The sequence below is a fragment of the Pseudomonas sp. Tn43 genome (assembly GCF_014192635.1).
Classification (GTDB): Bacteria; Pseudomonadota; Gammaproteobacteria; order Pseudomonadales; family Pseudomonadaceae; genus Aquipseudomonas.
This window is the reverse complement of sequence record NZ_JACHYG010000001.1, coordinates 190,742-212,251: the sequence shown is the minus strand read 5'-3', so window position 1 is coordinate 212,251 and position 21,510 is coordinate 190,742. Positions and strand designations below refer to the sequence as shown.

General features: G+C 60.0%; 19 protein-coding genes. 9 read left to right on the top strand and 10 right to left on the bottom strand.

Annotated elements, in window-relative coordinates:
• Positions 1–17: 17 nt before the first annotated feature.
• The 7 genes from FHW68_RS00860 to gloB form a co-directional block, all read right to left on the bottom strand.
• Positions 18–1,628, bottom strand: a complete 1,611-nt coding sequence (locus tag FHW68_RS00860) for an ABC transporter ATP-binding protein (protein WP_183678160.1) — start codon at positions 1,626–1,628, stop codon at positions 18–20.
• A 1-nt stretch (position 1,629) separates the two neighbouring features.
• On the bottom strand, positions 1,630–2,649 hold the full coding sequence (locus tag FHW68_RS00855; protein WP_183678158.1) for an ABC transporter permease: 1,020 nt from the start codon (positions 2,647–2,649) through the stop codon (positions 1,630–1,632).
• Position 2,650: 1 nt separating this feature from the next.
• Complete coding sequence (locus FHW68_RS00850; protein ID WP_095635045.1) at positions 2,651–3,724, bottom strand: microcin C ABC transporter permease YejB; 1,074 nt, start codon at positions 3,722–3,724, stop codon at positions 2,651–2,653.
• Between the two features lie 4 nt (positions 3,725–3,728).
• Positions 3,729–5,570 carry an extracellular solute-binding protein gene (locus FHW68_RS00845; protein WP_183678156.1) on the bottom strand — a complete coding sequence of 614 codons (1,842 nt, stop codon included), beginning with the start codon at positions 5,568–5,570 and terminating at the stop codon, positions 3,729–3,731.
• A complete protein-coding gene (locus tag FHW68_RS00840) occupies positions 5,567–7,399 on the bottom strand; it encodes an extracellular solute-binding protein (protein ID WP_095635047.1) in 1,833 nt (610 codons plus the stop codon). The genes FHW68_RS00845 and FHW68_RS00840 overlap by 4 nt, the downstream gene beginning before the upstream one ends.
• Before the next feature lie 326 nt (positions 7,400–7,725).
• Positions 7,726–9,180: a transglycosylase SLT domain-containing protein gene (locus FHW68_RS00835; protein ID WP_183678153.1), complete on the bottom strand. Its 1,455-nt coding sequence runs from the start codon at positions 9,178–9,180 to the stop codon at positions 7,726–7,728.
• Between the two features lie 99 nt (positions 9,181–9,279).
• Positions 9,280–10,047 carry a hydroxyacylglutathione hydrolase gene (gene gloB, locus FHW68_RS00830; RefSeq protein WP_095635049.1) on the bottom strand — a complete coding sequence of 256 codons (768 nt, stop codon included), beginning with the start codon at positions 10,045–10,047 and terminating at the stop codon, positions 9,280–9,282.
• Positions 10,048–10,112: 65 nt separating this feature from the next.
• Here gloB and FHW68_RS00825 point away from each other — a divergent pair, with 65 nt between their 5' ends.
• The 5 genes from FHW68_RS00825 (at position 10,113) to FHW68_RS00805 (ending at position 15,618) form a co-directional block, all read left to right on the top strand.
• Complete coding sequence (locus tag FHW68_RS00825) at positions 10,113–10,871, top strand: methyltransferase domain-containing protein (RefSeq protein WP_095635050.1); 759 nt, start codon at positions 10,113–10,115, stop codon at positions 10,869–10,871.
• 91 nt (positions 10,872–10,962) lie between these two features.
• The gene (gene rnhA / locus FHW68_RS00820) at positions 10,963–11,415 is read left to right on the top strand and encodes a ribonuclease HI (RefSeq protein WP_095635051.1); all 453 of its coding nucleotides are present in this window, start codon (positions 10,963–10,965) and stop codon (positions 11,413–11,415) included.
• A gap of 200 nt (positions 11,416–11,615) precedes the next feature.
• Positions 11,616–12,374 (top strand): DNA polymerase III subunit epsilon, encoded by a 759-nt coding sequence (gene dnaQ / locus FHW68_RS00815; protein WP_095635052.1) that lies wholly within the window; start codon positions 11,616–11,618, stop codon positions 12,372–12,374.
• Between the two features lie 359 nt (positions 12,375–12,733).
• The gene (locus FHW68_RS00810; RefSeq protein WP_183678151.1) at positions 12,734–14,989 is read left to right on the top strand and encodes an Orn/Lys/Arg decarboxylase N-terminal domain-containing protein; all 2,256 of its coding nucleotides are present in this window, start codon (positions 12,734–12,736) and stop codon (positions 14,987–14,989) included.
• Positions 14,990–15,003: 14 nt separating this feature from the next.
• On the top strand, positions 15,004–15,618 hold the full coding sequence (locus FHW68_RS00805) for a GNAT family N-acetyltransferase (RefSeq protein ID WP_095635054.1): 615 nt from the start codon (positions 15,004–15,006) through the stop codon (positions 15,616–15,618).
• Here FHW68_RS00805 and FHW68_RS00800 read toward each other — a convergent pair.
• Both FHW68_RS00800 and FHW68_RS00795 read right to left on the bottom strand, forming a co-directional pair.
• Positions 15,584–16,477 (bottom strand): LysR family transcriptional regulator, encoded by an 894-nt coding sequence (locus FHW68_RS00800; RefSeq protein WP_095635055.1) that lies wholly within the window; start codon positions 16,475–16,477, stop codon positions 15,584–15,586. The genes FHW68_RS00805 and FHW68_RS00800 overlap by 35 nt on opposite strands.
• An 88-nt stretch (positions 16,478–16,565) precedes the next feature.
• Positions 16,566–16,802 carry a hypothetical protein gene (locus tag FHW68_RS00795; RefSeq protein ID WP_183678149.1) on the bottom strand — a complete coding sequence of 79 codons (237 nt, stop codon included), beginning with the start codon at positions 16,800–16,802 and terminating at the stop codon, positions 16,566–16,568.
• A gap of 184 nt (positions 16,803–16,986) precedes the next feature.
• On the opposite strand from FHW68_RS00795, the gene FHW68_RS00790 reads away from it, so the two are divergent.
• Entirely contained in the window at positions 16,987–17,547 is a 561-nt protein-coding gene (locus tag FHW68_RS00790; protein ID WP_183678147.1) for an NADPH-dependent FMN reductase, read from the top strand.
• Between the two features lie 128 nt (positions 17,548–17,675).
• Here the strand turns inward: FHW68_RS00790 and FHW68_RS00785 are convergent, their stop codons facing one another.
• A complete protein-coding gene (locus FHW68_RS00785; protein ID WP_183678145.1) occupies positions 17,676–18,626 on the bottom strand; it encodes a DUF1853 family protein in 951 nt (316 codons plus the stop codon).
• A gap of 123 nt (positions 18,627–18,749) precedes the next feature.
• On the opposite strand from FHW68_RS00785, the gene FHW68_RS00780 reads away from it, so the two are divergent.
• From FHW68_RS00780 to FHW68_RS00770, 3 genes are read left to right on the top strand one after another with little or no spacing between them, the layout of a single operon-like run.
• Positions 18,750–19,640 carry an NAD(+) kinase gene (locus FHW68_RS00780; RefSeq protein WP_007988608.1) on the top strand — a complete coding sequence of 297 codons (891 nt, stop codon included), beginning with the start codon at positions 18,750–18,752 and terminating at the stop codon, positions 19,638–19,640.
• Complete coding sequence (locus FHW68_RS00775; protein ID WP_177409357.1) at positions 19,637–20,611, top strand: metallophosphoesterase; 975 nt, start codon at positions 19,637–19,639, stop codon at positions 20,609–20,611. Before FHW68_RS00780 ends, FHW68_RS00775 begins: the two co-directional genes overlap by 4 nt.
• Positions 20,608–21,480, top strand: coding sequence for a rhomboid family intramembrane serine protease (locus FHW68_RS00770; RefSeq protein ID WP_095635059.1), 873 nt, complete (start codon positions 20,608–20,610; stop codon positions 21,478–21,480). The genes FHW68_RS00775 and FHW68_RS00770 overlap by 4 nt, the downstream gene beginning before the upstream one ends.
• Positions 21,481–21,510 lie beyond the last annotated feature (30 nt).

The following is a 21,510-nucleotide window of genomic DNA, read 5'->3' as shown; positions in this document are numbered from 1 at the left end:
TGCTCCTCTTTTCAGGTTTATTGCGCAGTGGCTGGTGCCAGAAAAGCGGCTTCCAGCAACTGCTGTGTATACGGATGTTGGGGGGCGGCAAAGATACTTTGCGCGTCTCCCTGTTCGACCACTTGGCCATGCTTGACCACCATCAGCTGGTGGCTCAGCGCTTTGACGACAGCCAGGTCATGGCTGATAAACAAATACGTCAGGTTGTACCTGGTTTGCAGTGAACGTAGCAGCTCCACCACTTGGCGTTGCACGGTGCGGTCGAGGGCCGAAGTGGGCTCGTCCAGCAAAATCAACGCCGGTTTTAGCACTAATGCCCGGGCAATAGCGATTCTCTGCCGTTGCCCACCGGAAAATTCATGGGGGTAGCGGTGCCGGGATTCCGGGTCCAGGCCTACCTCCTTGAGTGCTGCAATAATCGCTTGTTCCTGTTCTGCCTCGGTGCCCATCTTGTGGATCCGCAGGCCTTCGCCGACGATCTGGCTCACGCACATCCGTGGGCTCAGGCTGCCGAAAGGGTCCTGAAACACCACCTGCATCTGCCGTCGTAGCGGTCGAACTTCGCTCTGCGTCAGGCAGTCTAGCTGCTTGCCTTCAAAACGGATGACGCCTTTGCTACCGATCAGCCGCAAAATCGCCAGGCCGAGCGTCGATTTGCCAGAACCGCTTTCTCCCACAATCCCCAGGGTCTGGCCCTGGGGCAGGCTGAAATTGATGCCGTCGACCGCTTTGATATGGTCCACGGTCTTTTTCAGCAAGCCTTTCTTGATCGGGAACCAGACTTTCAGGTCCTCGACCGCCAGCAATGGCGGGCCAATCACATTGCTCGCCGGTTTGCCGCTGGGCTCCGCTGCCAGCAGTTCCCGTGTGTACGGATGCTGCGGCGCGCGGAACAATTCTTCGCACGATGCCTGTTCGACGATGCAACCGCGCTGCATGACACATACCCGATGCGCAATTCTTCGCACAAGGTTCAAATCGTGACTGATCAGTAACAACGCCATGCCCAGCCGAGCCTGTAATTCCTTGAGCAGTTCGAGGATTTTCAGTTGAACGGTCACGTCCAGGGCCGTGGTCGGTTCGTCGGCAATCAGCAACTCCGGCTCATTGGCCAGGGCCATGGCGATCATCACCCGCTGGCGCTGGCCGCCGGACAATTCGTGGGGCAGGGCCTTGAGACGCTTCTGCGGTTCGGGGATGCCGACCATTTCCAGCAGTTCCAGCGTGCGCTTGGTCGCGACTTTACCGGTCAGGCCTTTGTGGATGCCCAGGATTTCATTGATCTGTTTTTCGATCGAATGCAGCGGATTGAGCGAGGTCATCGGCTCCTGGAAGATCATCGCGATCCGGTTGCCGCGGATGTGACGGATGGTTTTCTCCTGCAGATCCAGCAGATTGCGGTCGGAATAGGTGATGGTGCCGGACGGATGTCGGGCCAGCGGGTAGGGCAGCAGTCGCAGGATCGAGTGAGCGGTCACCGATTTGCCGGAGCCGCTTTCGCCCACCAGCGCCAGGGTTTCGCCGCGCTTGATGTCGAAGCTGACGCCCTCGACCACGCGCTGCACGCGTTCACCGACGACAAATTCGACGGCCAGGTCGCGCACTTCGATCAGATTGTCCTGATTCATTTCACTTCCTCGGGTCGAAGGCATCGCGAGCAGACTCGCCGATGAACACCAGCAGACTCAACATCAGCGCCAGCACCGCAAACGCACTCATGCCCAGCCACGGCGCTTGCAGATTGGATTTGCCCTGGGCCACCAGTTCACCCAGGGACGGCGCACCCGGCGGCAGGCCGAAGCCAAGGAAGTCCAGGGCGGTCAGCGTGCCGATGGCGCCGGTCAGGATGAACGGCATGAAGGTCATGGTCGAGACCATGGCGTTGGGCAGGATATGGCGGAACATAATCGCCCCATTCTGCATGCCCAGCGCACGGGCCGCGCGCACGTACTCCAGATTCCGGCCGCGCAGGAACTCGGCGCGCACCACATCCACCAGGCTCATCCACGAGAACAGCAGCATGATCCCCAGCAGCCACCAGAAATTCGGTTGCACGAAACTGGCGAGAATGATCAGCAGGTACAGCACCGGCAACCCGGACCAGATTTCCAGAAAGCGCTGGCCGGCCAGATCCACCCAGCCGCCATAAAAACCCTGCAAGGCCCCGGCGATCACGCCGATGATCGAGCTGAGAATGGTCAGTGTCAAAGCGAACAGCACCGAAATCCGGAAGCCATAAATCACTCGGGCCAGCACATCGCGGCCCTGATCGTCGGTGCCCAGCAGGTTATCGGCCGAAGGCGGCGCGGGGGCCGGGACTTTCAGGTCGTAGTTGATGCTCTGGTAGCTGTAGGGGATCGGCGCCCACAAGACCCAGGCGTTCTTGGCCTTGAGCAGTTCGCGGATGTAGGGGCTCTTGTAGTTGGCTTCCAGCGGGAACTCGCCGCCGAACGCGGTTTCGGGGTAGCGCTTGAGGGCCGGGAAATACCAGGTATTGTCGTAGTGCACCACCAGTGGTTTGTCGTTGGCGATCAGTTCGGCGCCCAGGCTTGCGCCGAACAGAATCAGGAACAGCCACAGCGACCACCAGCCACGCTTGTTGGCCTTGAACAGCTCGAAACGTCGGCGATTGAGAGGGGACAGGTTCATCTCAATGCTCCCGGCTTTCGAAGTCGATGCGCGGATCGACAAAGGTGTAAGTGAGGTCACCGATCAGCTTCACCACTAACCCCAGCAGGGTAAAGATGAACAGCGTGCCGAAAACCACCGGGTAATCGCGGTTGATTGCTGCTTCAAAACTCATCAAACCGAGGCCGTCGAGGGAGAAAATCACTTCCACCAGCAACGAGCCGGTGAAAAAGATCCCGATGAACGCCGAAGGGAAACCGGCGATCACCAGCAGCATGGCGTTGCGAAACACATGGCCGTACAACACGCGGTGACGGGTCAGGCCCTTGGCCTTGGCGGTGATGACGTATTGCTTGTTGATTTCATCGAGGAAGCTGTTTTTGGTCAGCAGGGTCATGGTCGCGAAGTTGCCGATCACCAAGGCGGTCACCGGCAGCGCCAGGTGCCAGAAGTAATCGAGGATCTTGCCACCTGTACTGAGCTCGTCAAAGTTGTTCGAGGTCAGGCCCCGTAGCGGAAACCAGTCGAAATAGCTGCCGCCGGCGAACACCACAATCAGCAGGATGGCGAACAGGAACGCCGGGATCGCGTAACCGACGATGATCGCCGAACTGGTCCAGACATCGAAATGGCTGCCGTGTCGCGTCGCCTTGGCGATCCCCAGCGGAATCGACACCAGGTACATGATCAGCGTGCTCCACAGCCCCAGTGAGATCGACACCGGCAGCTTTTCCTTGATCAGGTCGATGACCTTGGCGTCACGGAAGAAGCTGTCGCCAAAATCCAGGGTGGCGTAGTTCTTGATCATGATCCACAAACGTTCCGGCGCCGATTTATCGAAGCCGTACATGTGCTCGATTTCCTTGACCAGCGCCGGGTCCAGGCCTTGTGCCCCACGATAGGCCGAACCTGCCACCGACACTTCGGCACCGCCGCCGGCGATGCGGCTGGTGGCACCTTCGAAGCCTTCGAGCTTGGCGATCATCTGTTCCACCGGCCCGCCGGGGGCGGCCTGGATGATCACGAAGTTGATCAGCAAAATGCCGAACAGCGTCGGGATGATCAGCAGCAGTCGCCGAAAAATATACGCCAGCATCTGATTACTCCGTGCCCGCAGGGTCGGCTTGCAGTTTGGTTTCGACTTCTATCGGCAATGTCGCGTCGGGCTTGACCCACCAGGTGTTAATGCCGATGTCATATTTGGGCGAAACCTTCGGGTGACCGATATGGTTCCAGTACGCCACGCGCCAGGTCTTGATGTGCCAGTTGGGGATCACGTAATAACCCCATTGCAGCACCCGGTCCAGGGCCCTGGCGTGAGCCACCAGGCTTTGGCGCGAATCAGCATTGATCAGTTGCTCGACCAGTTGGTCCACCACCGGGTCTTTCAGGCCCATGGAGTTGCGACTGCCGGGTTTGTCGGCGGCGGCCGACATCCAGAACTCACGCTGTTCGTTACCCGGCGAGTTGGACTGCGGGAAGCTGCCGACGATCATGTCGAAGTCCCGGGAGCGCACGCGGTTGATGTATTGCGAGACGTCGACCCGACGGATCACCAGGTCGATGCCCAGGTCGCTGAGGTTGCGCTTGAACGGCAACAGCACCCGCTCGAACTCGGTCTGGGCCAGCAGGAATTCGATGGTCACCGGCTTGCCGGTGGCGTCGACCATTTTGTCGTCGACGATTCGCCAGCCGGCTTCTTGCAGCAGTTGATAGGCTTTGCGCTGCTGGGTGCGGATCATGCCGCTGGCGTCGGTCACCGGGTTCTGGAACGCCTCGCTGAATACCTGTTCGGGGACCTTGCCGCGCAACGGATTCAAAATTTCCAGCTCGTCGGCGTCCGGCAGGCCAGTGGCGGCCATTTCCGAGTTTTCAAAGTAACTGCGGGTGCGCGCGTAGGCGCCGTTGAACAGTTGCTTGTTAGTCCATTCGAAATCCAGTAGCAGTGTCAGCGCCTGACGCACGCGCACATCCTGAAACACCGGGCGGCGCAGGTTGAACACGAAGCCTTGCATGCCAGTGGGGTTGCCGTTGGGGATTTCTTCCTTGATCAGCCGACCTTCGGCCACCGCCGGAATGTTGTAGGCCTTGGCCCAGTTTTTCGCGGCCGATTCCAGCCAGAAGTCGAACTGACCGGCCTTGAGCGCTTCCAGCGCGACGGTGTTGTCGCGGTAGTAGTCAGTGGTCATCACGTCGAAGTTGTAGAACCCGCGATTGACCGGCAGGTCCTTGCCCCAATAATCCTTGACCCGCTCATAACGCACCGAGCGCCCGGCCTTCACTTGGCTGACTTTGTAAGGGCCGCTGCCCAGCGGCAGTTCCAGATTGCCTTTGTTGAAGTCGCGGGTAGCCCACCAATGCTTGGGCAGCACCGGCAGCTGGCCGAGGATCAGCGGCAACTCACGGTTGTTTTTGTGCTTGAACTTGAACAGCACTTTGAGCGGGTCTTCGGCGACCACGTCCTCCACGTCGCTGTAATAACCGCGAAAGAGCGGGGCGCCATCCTTGATCAGCGTCTGGAAGCTGAACACCACGTCTTCGGCACGTACCGGATGACCGTCGTGGAAGCGTGCTTCGGGACGCAGGTAGAAGCGTACCCAGCTGTTGTCCGGGGCTTTTTCGATTTTGCCGGCGATCAGGCCGTATTCGGTAAACGGCTCATCCAGGCCCTGCTTGGCCAGGGTGTCGTAGATCATGCTGATGTCGTCGGCCGGCACGCCTTTGTTGATGAACGGATTGAGGCTGTCGAAGCCACCGAATCCGGCCTGGCGGAAGATCCCGCCCTTGGGGGCGTCGGGGTTCACGTAATCGAAATGTTTGAAATCGGCCGGGTATTTCGGCGGCTCGTTGTACAGGGTCAAGGCATGTTGCGGGGCGGCAAAGGCCAGCCCGGCGACCAACAGACCGCTGGCCTGCAAGAGCAGGGCGCGTAGGGGTTTCATCGATCTTTCTCCGAAGATTTCAGCCACCACGCGCTCAGGCCCAGGGTATAGGGCGGCGTGGTGACGAAGGCGAACCGGTTGCGGTAGGCCAGGCGGTGATAATTGAGGTACCAGTTGGGAATGATGTAGTGCTGCCACAGCAGCACCCGGTCGAGCGCCTTGCCGGCGGCGACTTGTGCATCACGGGTCTGGGCGGCGAGCAGTTGTTCAAGCAAATGGTCGACCACCGGGTTGGCGATACCTGCGTAATTCTTGCTGCCCTTGACCCCGACCTGGCTGGAATGGAAGTACTGCCATTGTTCCAGGCCCGGGCTGAGGGTCTGGTTGAGGGTCATCAGGATCATGTCGAAATCGAACTGATCGAGGCGCTGTTTGTACTGGGCGCGATCGACCGTGCGCAGCCGAGCATCGATGCCGATGCTGGCCAGGTTCTCGACGTAAGGCTGAAGGATGCGTTCCAGGTTCGGGTTGACCAGCAGGATCTCGAAGCGCAACGGTTGGCCGATGCTGTTCTGTAGCCGCTGACCGTGGAGCTTCCAGCCGGCCTCGGCGAGCAGCTCCAGGGCCTTGCGCATGGTTTCTCGCGGAATGCCGCGGCCTTCGGTCTGCGGCAGGCTGAACGGCTCGGTGAGCAGCTTGGCGGGCAGTTGATCGCGATAGGGCTTGAGCAACAGCCACTCATGACCGACCGGTAGCCCGGTGGCGGAAAACTCACTGTTGGGGTAATAACTCAAGGCTCGCGTATAGGCGCCACTGAACAGCGTGCGGTTGGTCCATTCGAAGTCGAACATCAGCCCCAGCGCTTCGCGGACCTTGGCCTCGGCGAAAGTTGGCCGCCGGCTGTTCATGAACAGGCCCTGGCTCTGGGTCGGGATCTGGTGCGGTATCTGTGCCTTGATCACATCGCCACGGCGCACGGCCGGGAAGTTGTAGCCGCTGGCCCAGTTCTTCGCCTGGTGTTCGATATAGATGTCGAACTCACCGGCCTTGAACGCTTCGAAAGCCACATCGCTGTCGCGGTAGAACTCGACTTCCATGCGATCGACGTTGTATTTGCCGCGATTGACCGGCAGGTCCTTGCCCCAGTAATCCTTGACCCGTTCGAAGACGATCTGCCGCCCGGGCGTTACCGAGGTAATGCGATACGGTCCGCTGCCCAATGGCGGCTCGAACGTGGTGGCCTTGAAATCGCGACCTTCCCAGTAATGCTGGGGCAACACCGGCAACTCGCCCAGGCGCAGGATCAGCAGCGGATTGCCGGCGCGCTTGAAGACGAAACGGATACGCCGTGGGTTGAGAATATCCACCCGTGATACTTCCTGAAGGTTGGTGCGGTATTGCGGGTGACCGTCCTTGAGCAGCAAACGGTACGAGAACGCCACGTCGTAAGCGGTGATCGGCGTGCCATCCTGGAAACGCGCTTCGGGGCGCAGGTTGAACACCACCCAGCTGCGGTCCTCGCTGTATTCCACCGATTGGGCAATCAGGCCATAACTGGAGGTCGGCTCATCGCCCGACGGCGCGTATTGGCCGGTGCCGACCATCAGCGGTTCATTGAGTTCGTTGATACCGTATTGCAGGAAGTTGGCGGTGGAAACCGGGCTCGAGCCCTTGAATGTGTAAGGGTTGAGCGTATCGAAGGTGCCAAACGCCATCACCCGCAATGTACCGCCCTTGGGCGCTTGCGGGTTGACCCAGTCGAAGTGGGTAAATCTGGCCGGGTACTTGAGCGTGCCGAACTGCGCATAACCATGGCTTTCGCTGATCGTCGCGCTTGCGGGGGAGCTCAAGGCCAGGCTGATCAGGAGCAGGAGGAGGGGACGCTTCAAGTCAGAGATCCGATCCAGGCGGCTTGGGCTTTGTGGGCCGTACAGTAACAGCTTGTATCGACAGGAAAAAGACGGGGGGTTAATGCGTTGTTAATTGTCGGGGGGATTAGCCTGCAAGCGCAAAATCTGTGGCGAGGGGGCTTGCCTGTGGCGAGGGGGCTTGCCCCCGTTCGGCTGCGCAGCAGTCGTAAATCCTACGAATGCTGTGGACTTGAAAAAATGCTGGGGCCGCTTCGCGACCCAACGGGGGCAAGCCCCCTCGCCACAACAGCCCTCAAACCACAACAGCCCTCTCACCACAAATGCCCCTCGACAGGGCGTGCTGCTTAATGCGGTGAAGCAACCGTCAGCATCTGCCCCGGTTTCAGCGCCTGGCCCACCCGAGGGTTCCAGCGCTTGAGGTGCTGCATTTCAACATTGAAGCGCTTGGCGACCATGTACAGGGAGTCACCTTGCTTGACCTTGTATTGGGTCTGTTGCGTCTTGTTGGTGACCTTGCCGTTGGTCTTGCTGTTCGCCGCGACTACCGTGTCGACGCGTCCGGATTTCCGCTTGGCGGTGTCTTGCATTACCAGGGTCTGGCCGACCTTGAGGTTTTTGCCGGTCAGTTTGTTCCAGCGTTGCAAGTCCTTGACGTCGACCTTGTTGGCCTTGGCGATGGTGCCCAGGTTGTCGCCACGTTTGACTCGATAGGCGCGCTTGAGGCTGGCGATTTCGCTGTCGTCCGCCCCTTCGAATACCGGCTTGAGCGATCGCTGGCTGATCAACTCGTCAGGGCGCATGGTCGACAGGCTGGCGGTCAGCAGTTGTGCCTTGGACGTTGGCACCAGCAGATGCTGGGGGCCGTCGATGGTGGTGCGCTGCTTGAAGGCGGGGTTGAGCTGGAACAGTTCGTCTTCGTCGATATTGGCCACCGCGGCAACCTTGGACAGGTCCATGCGCTGGTTGATTTCGACGACCTGGAAGTACGGTTCGTTGGCGATCGGGTTGAGGTTCACGCCATAGGCGTCGGGCGCCAGGACCACTTGCGACAATGCCAGCAGTTTCGGCACATAGGCCTGGGTTTCCGCTGGCAGCGGCAGGTTCCAGTAGTCGGTCGGCAGGCCGAGTCGTTCGTTGCGCTCGATGGCCCGGCTGACCGTGCCTTCGCCGGCGTTGTAGGCCGCCAGGGCCAGCAACCAGTCACCGTTGAACATATCGTGCAGGCGGGTCAGGTAATCCATGGCCGCGGTGGTCGAAGCGGTGATGTCGCGACGGCCATCGTAGAAGCGGGTCTGACGCAGGTTGAAGTAACGCCCGGTGGATGGAATGAATTGCCAAAGACCCACCGCGTTGGCCCGGGAATAGGCCATCGGGTTGTAGGCACTTTCAATCACCGGCAACAGCGCCAGTTCCAGCGGCATGTTGCGTTCTTCAAGGCGTTCGACGATGTAGTGAATGTAGAGACTGCCGCGTTCGCCGGCGTTTTCGAGGAAGGACGGGTTACTGGCGAACCACAGGCGCTGTTGCTCGATGCGCGGGTTGATGCCCAGGTTGTCCTGTAACTGGAAACCCTGGCGCATGCGTTCCCAGACGTCCTGTGGAATTTGCGGTGTCGGTTTTTCGCTGAGCCAGACAGGTTTTTGCTTGGCTCGAGCGGCGATGTTCGGAGTGTGTGTCGCTTCGGTCTGCGGCACATGGCTGGAACAGCCCGCCAACGTGGCGGACACAGCCACCGCGATGGCTTGAGCCAAGCGGGTCAATGCGTCTGAATTGATGGCTTTACGAATAGGTGACGACATTGGCTGGAAGTAAGTTCCGGGCAAAAATGTCGGGCGATTCTAGAAAGCGCACCCCCTTCGGTCAACCATTCAGAATTTTTGTACCAACGTGATGGCTACTTAGAACTTATCTTTCCAAGCGCGCAGAGCAGCAAAAACCGCACTCGGAGCCCGGTTTTGGGTTCCGTTCCGTTCGTCCACTTTTTCTTTAACGGATGTTTCGTCAACACGCAAAAACGGATTGGTAAGCTTTTCAAGCGCCAGCGTAGAGGGCAGCGTCATGATTCCGGCTTCACGTTGCGCGGTAACTTTTTCCAGACGTGCGGCGGTATCCGGATTGCCCGGTTCCACCGCTGCGGCAAACTTGAGATTACTCAGGGTGTATTCGTGGGTGCAGTACACCAGCGTGTCTGCGGGCAGTGCCGCGAGGCGGCTCAGCGAGTGATGCATTTGCTCCGGCGTGCCTTCGAACAGGCGCCCGCAACCGGCGGCGAACAGGGTGTCGCCGCAAAACAAATGGCCCTGATGATAAAAGGCGATGTGGCCGAGGGTATGGCCTGGCACCTGGATAACATCGAATTCCCAGCCCAGTACGCTGATGCGGTCATGATCCTTGAGCGCCACATCCCGCCCCGGGATGCTTTCGCTGGCCGGGCCATAGACGGTCGCGTCTGTCGCTTTTTTCAGCCGCTCGACGCCGCCGACATGGTCATGATGGTGATGAGTGATCAGAATATCGCTTAATACCCAACCCGGGTGCGCGGCGAGCCAGGCTTGTACTGGCGCGGCATCGCCCGGATCGACCACGGCGCAGCGCTGGGTGCTGTGGTCTTGTAACAACCAGATGTAGTTGTCGGTGAAGGCGGGCAGGGCAGTGATCTGTATCATCGTCGGATTCGCCAAGCGGAAAACATTGGCGCATCTTAGAACTTCCTGGCGCGTTGGAGAATGCAATGACCGATAAAGCGTTCGCTCAGGCCGATCCTGAGTGGCTGACATTGATCAGCGCGGCCCGTGAATGGCTGTCCGGGCCCATCGGGCAATTTCTGCTGGACGAAGAACGACGCATGCTCGAAGACGAGTTGGGGCGCTTCTTCGGCGGCTACCTGGTGCATTACGGCCCTTCGGCGCAAACGCCGCCGTCGGCGCCGCAGGTCCAGCGCAACGTGCGACTCGGCGCGCCGTTGCCGGGCGTGGAGATCGTCTGCGAAGAGCAAGCCTGGCCTTTGAGCGAGCACGCCGCCGATGTGGTGGTGTTGCAGCATGGGCTGGATTTCTGCCTCTCGCCCCACGGTTTGCTGCGCGAAGCGGCGAGCAGTGTCCGGCCTGGCGGGCATCTGCTGATTATCGGGATCAACCCCTGGAGCAGCTGGGGCCTGCGTCATGTGTTCGCCCATGACGCCTTGCGCAAGGCCCGTTGCATTTCGCCGTCGCGGGTTGGCGACTGGCTGAATCTACTGGGCTTCGCGCTGGAGAAACGCCGCTTCGGGTGCTATCGTCCGCCGCTTGCATCGCCTGCCTGGCAAGCCCGCCTGGCCGGTTGGGAGCGCAAGGCCGGTGACTGGCAATTGTCGGGTGGTGGCTTCTATTTATTGGTCGCCCGCAAGATCGTGGTAGGCCTGCGGCCGGTGCGCCAGGAACGGCGCGAACCAATGGGCAAGCTGATTCCGTTACCGATGGCCAAGGTCAACCGTCGTCACCTCGAACCGTAATACACATTTTATTTTGCCGGTCGGATTCATCCGGCCTCGGGCATCGTCGGTCATCGATCGGCGAGCCACCGCATTTTCTGGATAGATTGGCATGAGCGATAGCGTAGAACTCTTCACCGATGGCGCCTGTAAGGGCAACCCTGGCCCGGGCGGCTGGGGTGCATTGCTGGTGTACAAGGGCGTTGAAAAAGAACTCTGGGGCGGCGAAGCCAACACCACCAATAACCGTATGGAGTTGATGGGCGCGATCCGTGGTCTGGAAGAGCTCAAGCGTTCTTGTGACGTGCTGCTGGTGACCGACTCCCAGTACGTGATGAAAGGCATCAATGAATGGATGGCCAACTGGAAAAAACGCGGCTGGAAGACCGCAGCCAAGGAACCGGTAAAAAACGCCGATCTGTGGAAATTGCTCGACGAGCAGGTCAACCGCCACAACGTCACCTGGAAATGGGTGCGCGGTCACGTCGGCCATCACGGCAACGAACGGGCCGACCAATTGGCCAACCGTGGCGTGGATGAAGTGCGTGGGTACAAGCAGGCCTAGACCCTGATCGTTCCCACGCTCCGCGTGGGAATGCAGCCCGGGACGCTCTGCGTCCCATTGGAACGCGGAGCGTCCCTTGAGGCATTCCCACGCAGAGCGTGGGAACGATCAATCGCAGCCTTCGGCAGCTCCTACAGGGGCCGTGTTGCGTGTTAACATCGCCGCTTTTGCACGATTGACCCGTTGAGAGCTGAGCACTGATGGCCACCAGATCCGTTGTACTCGATACCGAAACCACCGGCATGCCGGTGACCGACGGCCACCGGATTATCGAAATCGGTTGTGTCGAGTTGATCGGTCGGCGCCTGACCGGCCGGCATTTCCACGTTTACCTGCAACCGGATCGCGAGAGTGATGAAGGCGCCATCGGCGTTCACGGCATCACGAACGAATTCCTGGTGGGCAAGCCGCGTTTCAATGAAGTGGCCGATGAGTTCTTCGAGTTCATCAAGGGCGCGCAGCTGATCATCCATAACGCGGCGTTCGACGTTGGCTTCATCAACAACGAATTCGCCCTCATGGGGCATCACGATCGGGCGGACATCACGCAACACTGCTCGATCCTCGACACCCTGATGATGGCCCGGGAACGTCACCCGGGGCAGCGCAACAGCCTCGACGCCTTGTGCAAACGCTATGGCGTCGACAACTCTGGCCGCGAGCTGCACGGCGCCTTGCTCGACTCCGAGATTCTCGCCGACGTCTACCTGACCATGACCGGCGGCCAGACCAGTCTCTCGCTGGCCGGTAATGCATCCGATGGCAATGGTTCAGGTGAAGGCGCGGACAACTCCGCCACCGCAATCCGTCGTCTGCCCGCCGATCGTCAGCCGATCCGGATCATCCGTGCGAGTGAAGAAGACCTGGCCCAGCACGTTGCGCGCCTGGAAGCCATCGCCAAATCCGCGGGTGCTCCGTCGCTGTGGCAACAATTGGCGCAGGCCAAGGCTCAGGCCTGATTTCCTTCGAGCTGAAGGGCTTTTGTGGCGAGGGAGCTTGCCTGTGGCGACGGGATTTGCCTGTGGCGAGGGGGCTTGCCCCCGTTGGGCCGCGAAGCGACCCCGGATTTTGTCAGATTCACCGCATTGGAGGTTTTACGACTGCTGCGCAGCCGAACGGGGGCAAGCCCTCTCGCCACAAAAAACCTGCCCTCAAAAAAACTCCATTACGGAAATCCTCCCTCATTCGGGTTGTCAGGCCACTTGCTGGTGCGCCCGCCGACCCACTTCAGGGCAAGCCCCCTCGCCACATGCGCTCCAACCCTCTACCCTGAGGTGATTGGCAGGCTACGGTCTGCCGCCTCAGGACACCGAGCCCCATGTATAAAGATTTGAAATTCCCGGTGTTGATCGTCCACCGCGACATCAAGGCCGACACCGTTGCCGGTGATCGTGTGCGCGGCATCGCCCGGGAACTGGAGCAGGAAGGCTTCAGCATCGTCTCGGCGGTCGATTACAACGAAGGACGTCTGGTCGCCTCGACCCATCATGGCCTCTCTTGCATGTTGATTGCCGCCGAAGACGCCAGCAGCAATGCTCATCTTCTGCATAATATGGCCGAGCTGATCCGCCTGGCACGGGTTCGGGCGCCGGACCTGCCGATCTTTGCCCTGGGCGAGCAGGTGACGCTGGAAAATGCCCCGGCCGATGCCATGGCCGAGCTCAATCAACTGCGCGGCATTCTTTATTTGTTCGAAGACACCGTGCCCTTCCTCGCCCGCCAGGTTGCCCGCGCGGCGCGTAAATATCTCGACGGTCTGTTGCCGCCGTTTTTCAAGGCGCTGGTGCAGCACACCGCCGATTCCAATTATTCCTGGCACACCCCCGGCCATGGCGGCGGCGTGGCGTATCACAAGAGCCCGGTGGGGCAGGCATTCCATCAGTTTTTTGGGGAAAACACCCTGCGTTCGGATTTGTCAGTGTCGGTACCGGAACTCGGTTCGCTGCTCGATCACACCGGCCCACTGGCCGAGGCGGAAGCGAGAGCGGCGCGTAATTTTGGCGCCGATCACACTTTTTTCGTGATCAATGGCACCTCGACCGCCAACAAAATCGTCTGGCATTCCATGGTGGCCCGCGATGACCTGGTGCTGGTGGATCGCAACTGCCACAAGTCGGTGCTGCACTCGATCATCATGACTGGCGCGATTCCGCTGTACCTGTGTCCGGAGCGCAATGAGCTGGGGATTATCGGCCCGATTCCGTTGAGTGAATTCAGCCCTGAATCGATCCAGGCCAAAATCGACGCCAGCCCGCTGACCCAGGGTCGCGAGCCAAAGGTCAAGTTGGCGGTGGTGACCAACTCGACTTACGACGGCCTCTGTTACAACGCCGAGCTGATCAAGCAGAGCCTGGGCAACAGCGTCGAGGTGCTGCATTTCGACGAGGCCTGGTACGCCTACGCGGCGTTTCACGAGTTTTTTGCCGGCCGTTACGGCATGGGCACTTCCCGCAGCGAAGACAGCCCGCTGGTGTTCACTACGCACTCCACGCACAAATTGCTGGCGGCGTTCAGTCAGGCTTCGATGATTCATGTTCAGGACGGTGGGGCGCGGCAGTTGGATCGCGACCGGTTCAACGAAGCGTTCATGATGCACATCTCGACCTCGCCGCAGTACAGCATCATCGCCTCGCTAGACGTGGCATCGGCGATGATGGAGGGGCCGGCCGGACGTTCGCTGTTGCAGGAAATGTTCGACGAGGCCCTGAGTTTTCGCCGGGCCCTGGCCAATTTGCGTCAGCACATCGCCGCCGATGACTGGTGGTTTTCCATCTGGCAACCACCCTCGGCTGAGGGGATCGAACAGGTGGTCACCAAAGACTGGTTGCTGCAACCCGACGCCGATTGGCACGGCTTTGGCGATGTGACCGATGACTATGTGCTGCTCGATCCGATCAAGGTCACGCTGGTGATGCCGGGTTTGACGGCGGGTGGCGCGCTGAGCGCGCGCGGGATTCCGGCGGCGGTGGTCAGTAAATTCCTCTGGGAGCGTGGGCTGGTCGTGGAAAAGACCGGGCTGTATTCGTTCCTGGTGCTGTTCTCCATGGGCATCACCAAGGGCAAATGGAGCACGCTGCTGACGGAATTGCTGGAGTTCAAGCGCAGTTACGACGCCAACATCAGCCTGGCCACTTGCCTGCCGTGTGTGGCGCAACACAATATTGCCCGTTATCAAGGCATGGGCTTGCGCGATCTGTGTGATCAATTGCACGCCTGTTATCGCAGCAACGCCACGGCCAAACACCTCAAACGCATGTACACGGTTTTGCCGGAAGTCGCGATGAAGCCGGCGGACGCCTATGATCAATTGGTGCGCGGAGAAGTTGAGGCTGTTTCGATCGATGCTCTGGACGGGCGGATTGCCGCGGTGATGCTGGTACCCTATCCGCCGGGGATCCCATTGATCATGCCCGGTGAGCGGTTCACAGAATCGACCCGTTCGATCATCGATTACCTGAAGTTTGCCCGTACGTTCGACAGTAGCTTCCCCGGATTTGTCGCCGATGTGCATGGCTTGCAACACGAAGACGAGGGCAATGGACGGCATTACACCGTCGATTGCATCAAGGAATGAGGACCTTTGCGACTATGCAACCCGTCATGAATCCCAAATACCCGGGCCTCTCGGTGCGTGTCGCCGATGAGGGTTTTGCGGCTTATATCTGGGGCAGCGATTTCAGTTTTGAAGTCGCCGCCTATGGTGCCGCACAAATCGGCAAACCGGTGGCGCAGTGGCCGGTGACGCCAATCACCCCCTATCGAAAGTGTTACGGCATCGATCCCGAGGAATTCAGCAGTTTTCGCGATGCCGCCGACAGCGAGATTTTCATGGCCTATCTGGATGACGAGCCGGTGGGGCATTTGGTGGTCAGCACCAACTGGAACGGCTTCGCCCATATCGATGAATTGGCGGTGCATGCGCCGGCGCGCCGTCATGGCGTGGCCAAGGCATTGTTGGATGTGGCGCAGTTCTGGAGTCGCAAGAAAAAATTGCCGGGGATCATGCTGGAAACCCAGAACAACAACCTGGGCGCCTGTCGGCTTTATGAGCGCTGTGGCTATGTGGTCGGCGGTATCGATCACCTGCGTTACCGTGGAATCGATCCGAATACCGCTGAAATGGCGCTGTTCTGGTATCGATTATTCGATAATCCGCTGGAAAACCCGCTTAGCTCGCCAGCATTGCCACGGCTTGTTCCGTGATGATCTCCAGCAGCGTCTGAACGGCCGAAGAGCGTTCGGCGCTCTTCAGGCTCAAGGCATACACGCTGATCGGTACGGCAGGCGCCAGCGGGCAGGCATCGAGCCCGGCGGATTTGGCGCCGAGGGCGGTAAACGGGTCGACAATCGCCAAACCTTCACCGGCCTCGACCATGCTGCGCATCATCTGATGAGTCTGGACCCGGGTCTGAATAACCGGAGCAGGGCGCAGTGCATGCAGCTTGTTGTCCAGCGCCGGGCTTAACGGGTCGTGACCTTCCAGGCCGACCATCGACTGGCCGGCCAGGTCCTGCAGCGAGATGTACTTCTGTTTCGGCTGCAGCCAGCCATGGGGCGCCAGCAGCTGGAGCTTGCCTTGAGCGATGACCTGGCAATGGATATCGGCGTGGTCCGGGTCATGCAGGCTCAGGCCCAGATCGCTTTCACGCAGCAGCAGGCTTCTGATAATCGCGCCGGTCGGCTCGCTCAGGAGGGTGCAAGGGGCATCGGGCAGGCGTCGGCGCAGGGCCGCGATGCTGTGTGGCAACAGCTGTTGCGCCAGCGGTGGGGTGCAGATGATGCGCAGGGGCGGGGCCAGATACTGCTTGAGGCTGCTGGCCAGTCGTTGCACCGGCTCGAGGGCCTCGTAGACGTGGGCGATCCCGACTTTCAGTTCCGCTGCTTCGCGGGTGGCTTGCAGGCGACCACGCACGCTGGCAAACAGCATGAACCCCAACTGGTCCTCGGCATCACGCAGGGTGCGTTCAACCTCGGTCACTGGCAGCTGCAGCCATTCGGCGGCGGTGCCCAGGTGACCGGTCTGCAGGAGCGCCTGGATCACTTCGATATGACGTAAACGCATGCGTGAAGTCCATGTTCAGCAAGTGAGGGAGTCAGTCACTGAATCCTAACCCAAGTGCGCGCCTATGACTTCTGCTCATAACAGCGGGTTATGAGGCCACGTTCGTTTCAGGTTCACGAGTGAGGGTAACGCCCGACTGCACTAGCACAAATTCGTTGTCGTCGAGTTTGTTGAGGCGGTCGCCAATGGCCAGCTTATAAGTGGTGACAGGCACCGAGCCGGCAAGGCCGTCGTGTGACTGGGTGGATTCCTGGAACTCATGCACGGAATAAACGCGGCCTTCCGCGTCTCTTGCATGGAACTGACCGACGAGTACTGCTGCCATCTGCTTAGAACCTCTGGAGATAAATCACTCAATTTGCGGTTCTGTAGACCGTGGTTGGGCGAGGTAAGTTTTCCTACAGGAAAAAAATAGTCAGGGGCGGCGTTTTTCCGTCGTCCGCTGGTTGAATCGTCATTTGATCATCTATAACTAGTAGCTCTTTCCATCGGACAGTCGAGAATTCTCCATGAACAACGTCTACGAGATCGCCGTTCTGGTCGGCAGCCTGAGAAAAGCGTCGATCAACCGCAAGATCGCGCTGGCGCTGGCCGAGCTGGCCCCTGCCAATCTGAAGCTGAACATCGTCGAGATCGGCGATTTGCCGCTCTACAACGAAGACATCGATGGCGAATCCCCGCCGGCAGCCTACAGCACTTTCCGACAACAAGTGAGTTCATCCGACGCGGTGCTGTTCGTGACCCCGGAATATAACCGTTCGGTACCGGCGCCATTGAAGAATGCGATCGACGTGGGGTCGCGCCCTTATGGCAAGAGTGCCTGGAACGGCAAGCCGGGCGCAGTGATCAGCGCTTCACCGGGTGCCGTCGGCGGATTCGGCGCCAACCACAATATTCGCCAGTCCATGGTGTTTCTCAATGTGCCGTGCATGCAGCAGCCGGAAGCCTACCTGGGCGGCGCCGGTTCAGCGTTTGACGAGGCGGGCAAGTTGTCGGAGTCGGTCAGGCCGTTTCTGCAGAAGTTCATCGATGCGTATGCGCTTTGGGTTGAGCAGCATAAAAAGCAGTGACCGTTCCCATCCAGACCGCGTCGGGCCCATTCGCGGGCAAGCCTCGCTCCTACAGATAAGCGTCGTAACCAACACAAAACCTGTAGGAGGCTTGCCCGCGAAGAGGCCAGTCCATTCACCACATAAATTCAACCATTACCCGGCACATTCGGCCAAAGGTCGGACACCAGAAACAGCCGCTCGGCTTCTTCCCAATCGCCTTTGCCATTCTCTGTCAGCCGCACCATCAATTGCGCCGGTGCCAGCGGGTCCAGATCGCTCAGCCAGGCGCTCAGCTGTTCAGTGTTCCAGGTTTGCTCTTCGGGATAGTGCGCCGGCGCCAGCCAGGCATGGCGGGGCAGGGGTTGCCAGCGGCCGAACGGGCGTTGCACGACAAAGTCCGCCCAGTCCTTCTGATGCAACCAGCTACCGCGCAAATGTTGAGGATGCGCGCCGCTCGGTGACGCGGCCTGCCCCGGCCACGGATAGAGCAGATAGCCGCCAAGCCACAGGTGCGCGCTGAACTGCTGGATATCCAGCGACGCCAGCACTGCACGGCTTTCCGCCCGCGCGGAAATCGGTAATTGATGCTGGCTCAGGTGCTTCAGTTTGCGGTCGAGCCGGTCATGACAACCCGGTCCCAGCCACTGGGCGGTGTCGTGGCCGTCACCGTTCTGTGGCCCCAGATATAGCTTGATCGCCAGTTCCAGGTGATGCACGCCATCGCGATCGCGCAGCAGCATGTCCAGCTCACCCAGGGTGTGGCCTTCACGGCGGATCGGCATGTTGGCGGCAATCAGTTCGATGCCAGGCGCGTGCCGTACGGCGTATTGCCACAGCCGCTCATAGTACAGGCCCAGTCGCCGGGTCCTGGCCTGGGCCAGCCAGTGCAACAAGTCGTAACTGTCGCGATCCAGTTGCCGGAGCCAGTGTTCCAGGCGCTCCGGTGCCTGCACCCAGTCGCTGCCGACCAGTGGATGACGTTGCGGCCAAGGCGTGACGGCCAGCATCGGCGGCGTGAGGATGACCCAGGCCAGGTCGCGCACTTCAGGGTGGCGCAACTGGTGAGGTAACTGGAGCAAATCTGGAAATAGGATCATCTTGCGAGCATAGCCCGAAACGTAAGCGCACCGTCGTGGCTGAAAGGGTTTTGTCTACGCCGTGCTTTCGCCCATAATCGGGTTTTTCGCCGTCGCAGGCCCCCGCATCCTAATAGGAGCCCCATGGAGCAATTTCGTAATATCGGCATCATCGGTCGCCTGGGCAGTTCTCAGGTGCTGGATACCGTCCGCCGACTGAAACGGTTTCTGCTCGATCGTCACCTGCACGTGATCCTCGAAGACACCATCGCCGAAGTCCTGCCCGGTCATGGCCTGCAAACTTCGTCGCGCAAGATGCTCGGTGAAGTCTGTGACATGGTGATTGTGGTCGGTGGCGACGGCAGCCTGCTGGGCGCCGCACGGGCGCTGGCCCGACACAATATCCCGGTGCTCGGCATCAACCGTGGCAGCCTGGGGTTCCTCACCGATATCCGCCCCGATGAGCTCGAAGTCAAAGTCGCCGAAGTGCTCGACGGCCACTATCTGGTGGAAAACCGTTTCCTGCTGCAAGCCGAAGTGCGGCGCCACGCCGAGGCCATCGGCCAGGGCGATGCGCTGAACGATGTGGTGCTGCACCCCGGCAAATCGACGCGGATGATCGAGTTCGAGTTGTACATCGACGGCCAGTTCGTGTGCAGCCAGAAGGCCGACGGCCTGATCGTCGCCACGCCGACCGGTTCGACCGCCTACGCACTGTCGGCGGGTGGCCCGATCATGCATCCCAAGCTCGACGCTATTGTGATTGTGCCGATGTACCCCCATACCTTGTCAGGTAGACCGATCGTGGTCGATGGCAACAGTGAGCTGAAAATCGTCGTGTCCAAAGATATGCAGATTTACCCGCAAGTTTCCTGTGACGGGCAGAACCACTTCACCTGCGCGCCCGGTGACACCATTACCGTTAGCAAGAAAGCGCAGAAGCTGCGGCTGATTCACCCGCTCGACCACAACTACTATGAAGTCTGCCGGACGAAGCTCGGCTGGGGCAGCAAGTTGGGTGGCGGAGGCGACTGATGCTCGATCCCGCGCGTAGCTACGACCTGATCGGTGACGTGCACGGTTGCGCTCTGACCCTTGAGCACTTGCTCGACCGGCTCGGTTACCACAAGCAGGCTGGCGTCTGGCGGCATCCGTCGCGCATGGCGGTGTTCCTGGGCGACATCATCGACCGCGGCCCGCGGATTCGCGAGGCGCTGCACATCGTCCGCGACATGGTCGAAGCGGGCCAGGCGCTGTGCATCATGGGCAACCATGAATTCAATGCTCTTGGCTGGAGCACGCCAGCGCCGCCGGGCAGTGGCCAGCAGTTCGTGCGTGAACATACGCCGCGCCACGCGCGCCTGCTCAAGGAAACCCTGACCCAGTTCGAAGATCATCCCGCAGAGTGGCATGACTTTCTGCAATGGTTCTATGAATTGCCTCTGTTCGTCGATGCCGGGCGTTTCCGGGTGGTGCATGCCTGTTGGGATGCCGGCCTGATCGAGCCGTTGCGCGGATTGTTTCCCGACGGTTGCATCGATGAGCATTTCCTCCAGGCCTCCGCGGTGCCGGGCAGTTTTGCCTGCACTGTGTTCGATCGCCTGTTGCGCGGTACTGACATGCGCTTGCCCCACGGGTTGACCATGACCAGCGGCGACGGCCTGACGCGCTCGTTTTTCCGCACCAAGTTCTGGGAAGACGACCCGCAAACCTACGGAGATATCGTGTTTCAGCCTGACGCCTTGCCTGAACCGGTGGCCCGCACGCCGTTGTCATCCACCGAAAAAGACAACTTGCTGCGCTACGGCGTCGATGAGCCGCTGTTGTTCGTCGGCCACTACTGGCGCAGCGGTAAACCGGCACCGATCCGTCCGAACCTGGCGTGCCTGGATTACAGCGCGGTGCTTTACGGCAAACTGGTCGCTTATCGTCTGGATCAGGAAACCCGTCTCGACCCGCACAAATTTGTCTGGGTCGATGTCGAACGGCCGGAGGTGCTGCAATGACGGCGGTGGCGGTATTGCGTCTGCCCCTGGCGGTGGATTTGAGCGGGTTCGTCAAACTGCTGCAGCGCATGCAAGTGCCCCATCGGGTCAGCGAAGAGGCGGGCGAGCAAGTGCTGTGGGTGCCGGCCAGCATCAGCGAAGACGTGCGCTCGTTGTACGAACGCTTTCCGGCGGGCGACCCCGATCAGCAACTGGATATTTCGATGGCTCAGACCCAGCCGCGTCCGGGCTTCGTCGAGCAGTTGCGCCACAGCAAGGCTACCGCGTTCGTGCTGCTGCTGACCCTGATTGTCGCCATGGTGACGTTGCTGGGCGATAACCTCGAAACGATACGCTGGCTGACCTTCCTCGATTTCCGCGTGGTCGGTGAGTACATCCATTTCACGCCACTGGCCGACAGCCTGGCGGCGGGGCAGTGGTGGCGTCTGGTCACGCCGATGCTGATCCACTTCGGCATCCTGCACCTGGCCATGAATGCCATGTGGTACTGGGAATTGGGGCGGCGCATCGAATCGCGGCAGGGCAGCATCAACCTGATCGGCCTGACATTGCTGTTCAGCCTGGTGTCCAATTATGTCCAGTTCCTTTTCAGCGGCCCGAGCCTGTTTGGCGGGTTGTCCGGGGTGCTGTACGGTCTGCTCGGGCATTGCTGGATCTTCCAGCTTCTGGCGCCAAACCCGACGTATCGCCTGCCCCGAGGGGTGTTGGTGATGATGCTGGTGTGGTTGCTGGTGTGCCTGTCCGGGCTGATCTCGATGATCGGCTTCGGCCAGATTGCCAACGCGGCCCACGTCAGCGGGTTACTCATCGGATGCTTCACCGGATTGTTGGGCGGTTTGTACAACCGCCGTAAACTGACTTCCAGATAAATTATGTGAATTAAAGAGCGCGGAGCCCTT

Coding starts and splice junctions, on each gene's coding strand:
- FHW68_RS00860 (WP_183678160.1), bottom strand. CDS start 1,628: ATGAATCAGGACAATCTGATCGAAGTGCGCGACCTGGCCGTCGAATTT.
- dnaQ (WP_095635052.1), top strand. CDS start 11,616: ATGGCCACCAGATCCGTTGTACTCGATACCGAAACCACCGGCATGCCG.
- FHW68_RS00780 (WP_007988608.1), top strand. CDS start 18,750: ATGGAGCAATTTCGTAATATCGGCATCATCGGTCGCCTGGGCAGTTCT.
- FHW68_RS00855 (WP_183678158.1), bottom strand. CDS start 2,649: ATGAACCTGTCCCCTCTCAATCGCCGACGTTTCGAGCTGTTCAAGGCC.
- FHW68_RS00835 (WP_183678153.1), bottom strand. CDS start 9,180: ATGTCGTCACCTATTCGTAAAGCCATCAATTCAGACGCATTGACCCGC.
- gloB (WP_095635049.1), bottom strand. CDS start 10,047: ATGATACAGATCACTGCCCTGCCCGCCTTCACCGACAACTACATCTGG.
- FHW68_RS00785 (WP_183678145.1), bottom strand. CDS start 18,626: ATGATCCTATTTCCAGATTTGCTCCAGTTACCTCACCAGTTGCGCCAC.
- FHW68_RS00845 (WP_183678156.1), bottom strand. CDS start 5,570: ATGAAACCCCTACGCGCCCTGCTCTTGCAGGCCAGCGGTCTGTTGGTC.
- FHW68_RS00805 (WP_095635054.1), top strand. CDS start 15,004: ATGCAACCCGTCATGAATCCCAAATACCCGGGCCTCTCGGTGCGTGTC.
- rnhA (WP_095635051.1), top strand. CDS start 10,963: ATGAGCGATAGCGTAGAACTCTTCACCGATGGCGCCTGTAAGGGCAAC.
- FHW68_RS00825 (WP_095635050.1), top strand. CDS start 10,113: ATGACCGATAAAGCGTTCGCTCAGGCCGATCCTGAGTGGCTGACATTG.
- FHW68_RS00800 (WP_095635055.1), bottom strand. CDS start 16,477: ATGCGTTTACGTCATATCGAAGTGATCCAGGCGCTCCTGCAGACCGGT.
- FHW68_RS00850 (WP_095635045.1), bottom strand. CDS start 3,724: ATGCTGGCGTATATTTTTCGGCGACTGCTGCTGATCATCCCGACGCTG.
- FHW68_RS00790 (WP_183678147.1), top strand. CDS start 16,987: ATGAACAACGTCTACGAGATCGCCGTTCTGGTCGGCAGCCTGAGAAAA.
- FHW68_RS00810 (WP_183678151.1), top strand. CDS start 12,734: ATGTATAAAGATTTGAAATTCCCGGTGTTGATCGTCCACCGCGACATC.
- FHW68_RS00770 (WP_095635059.1), top strand. CDS start 20,608: ATGACGGCGGTGGCGGTATTGCGTCTGCCCCTGGCGGTGGATTTGAGC.
- FHW68_RS00795 (WP_183678149.1), bottom strand. CDS start 16,802: ATGGCAGCAGTACTCGTCGGTCAGTTCCATGCAAGAGACGCGGAAGGC.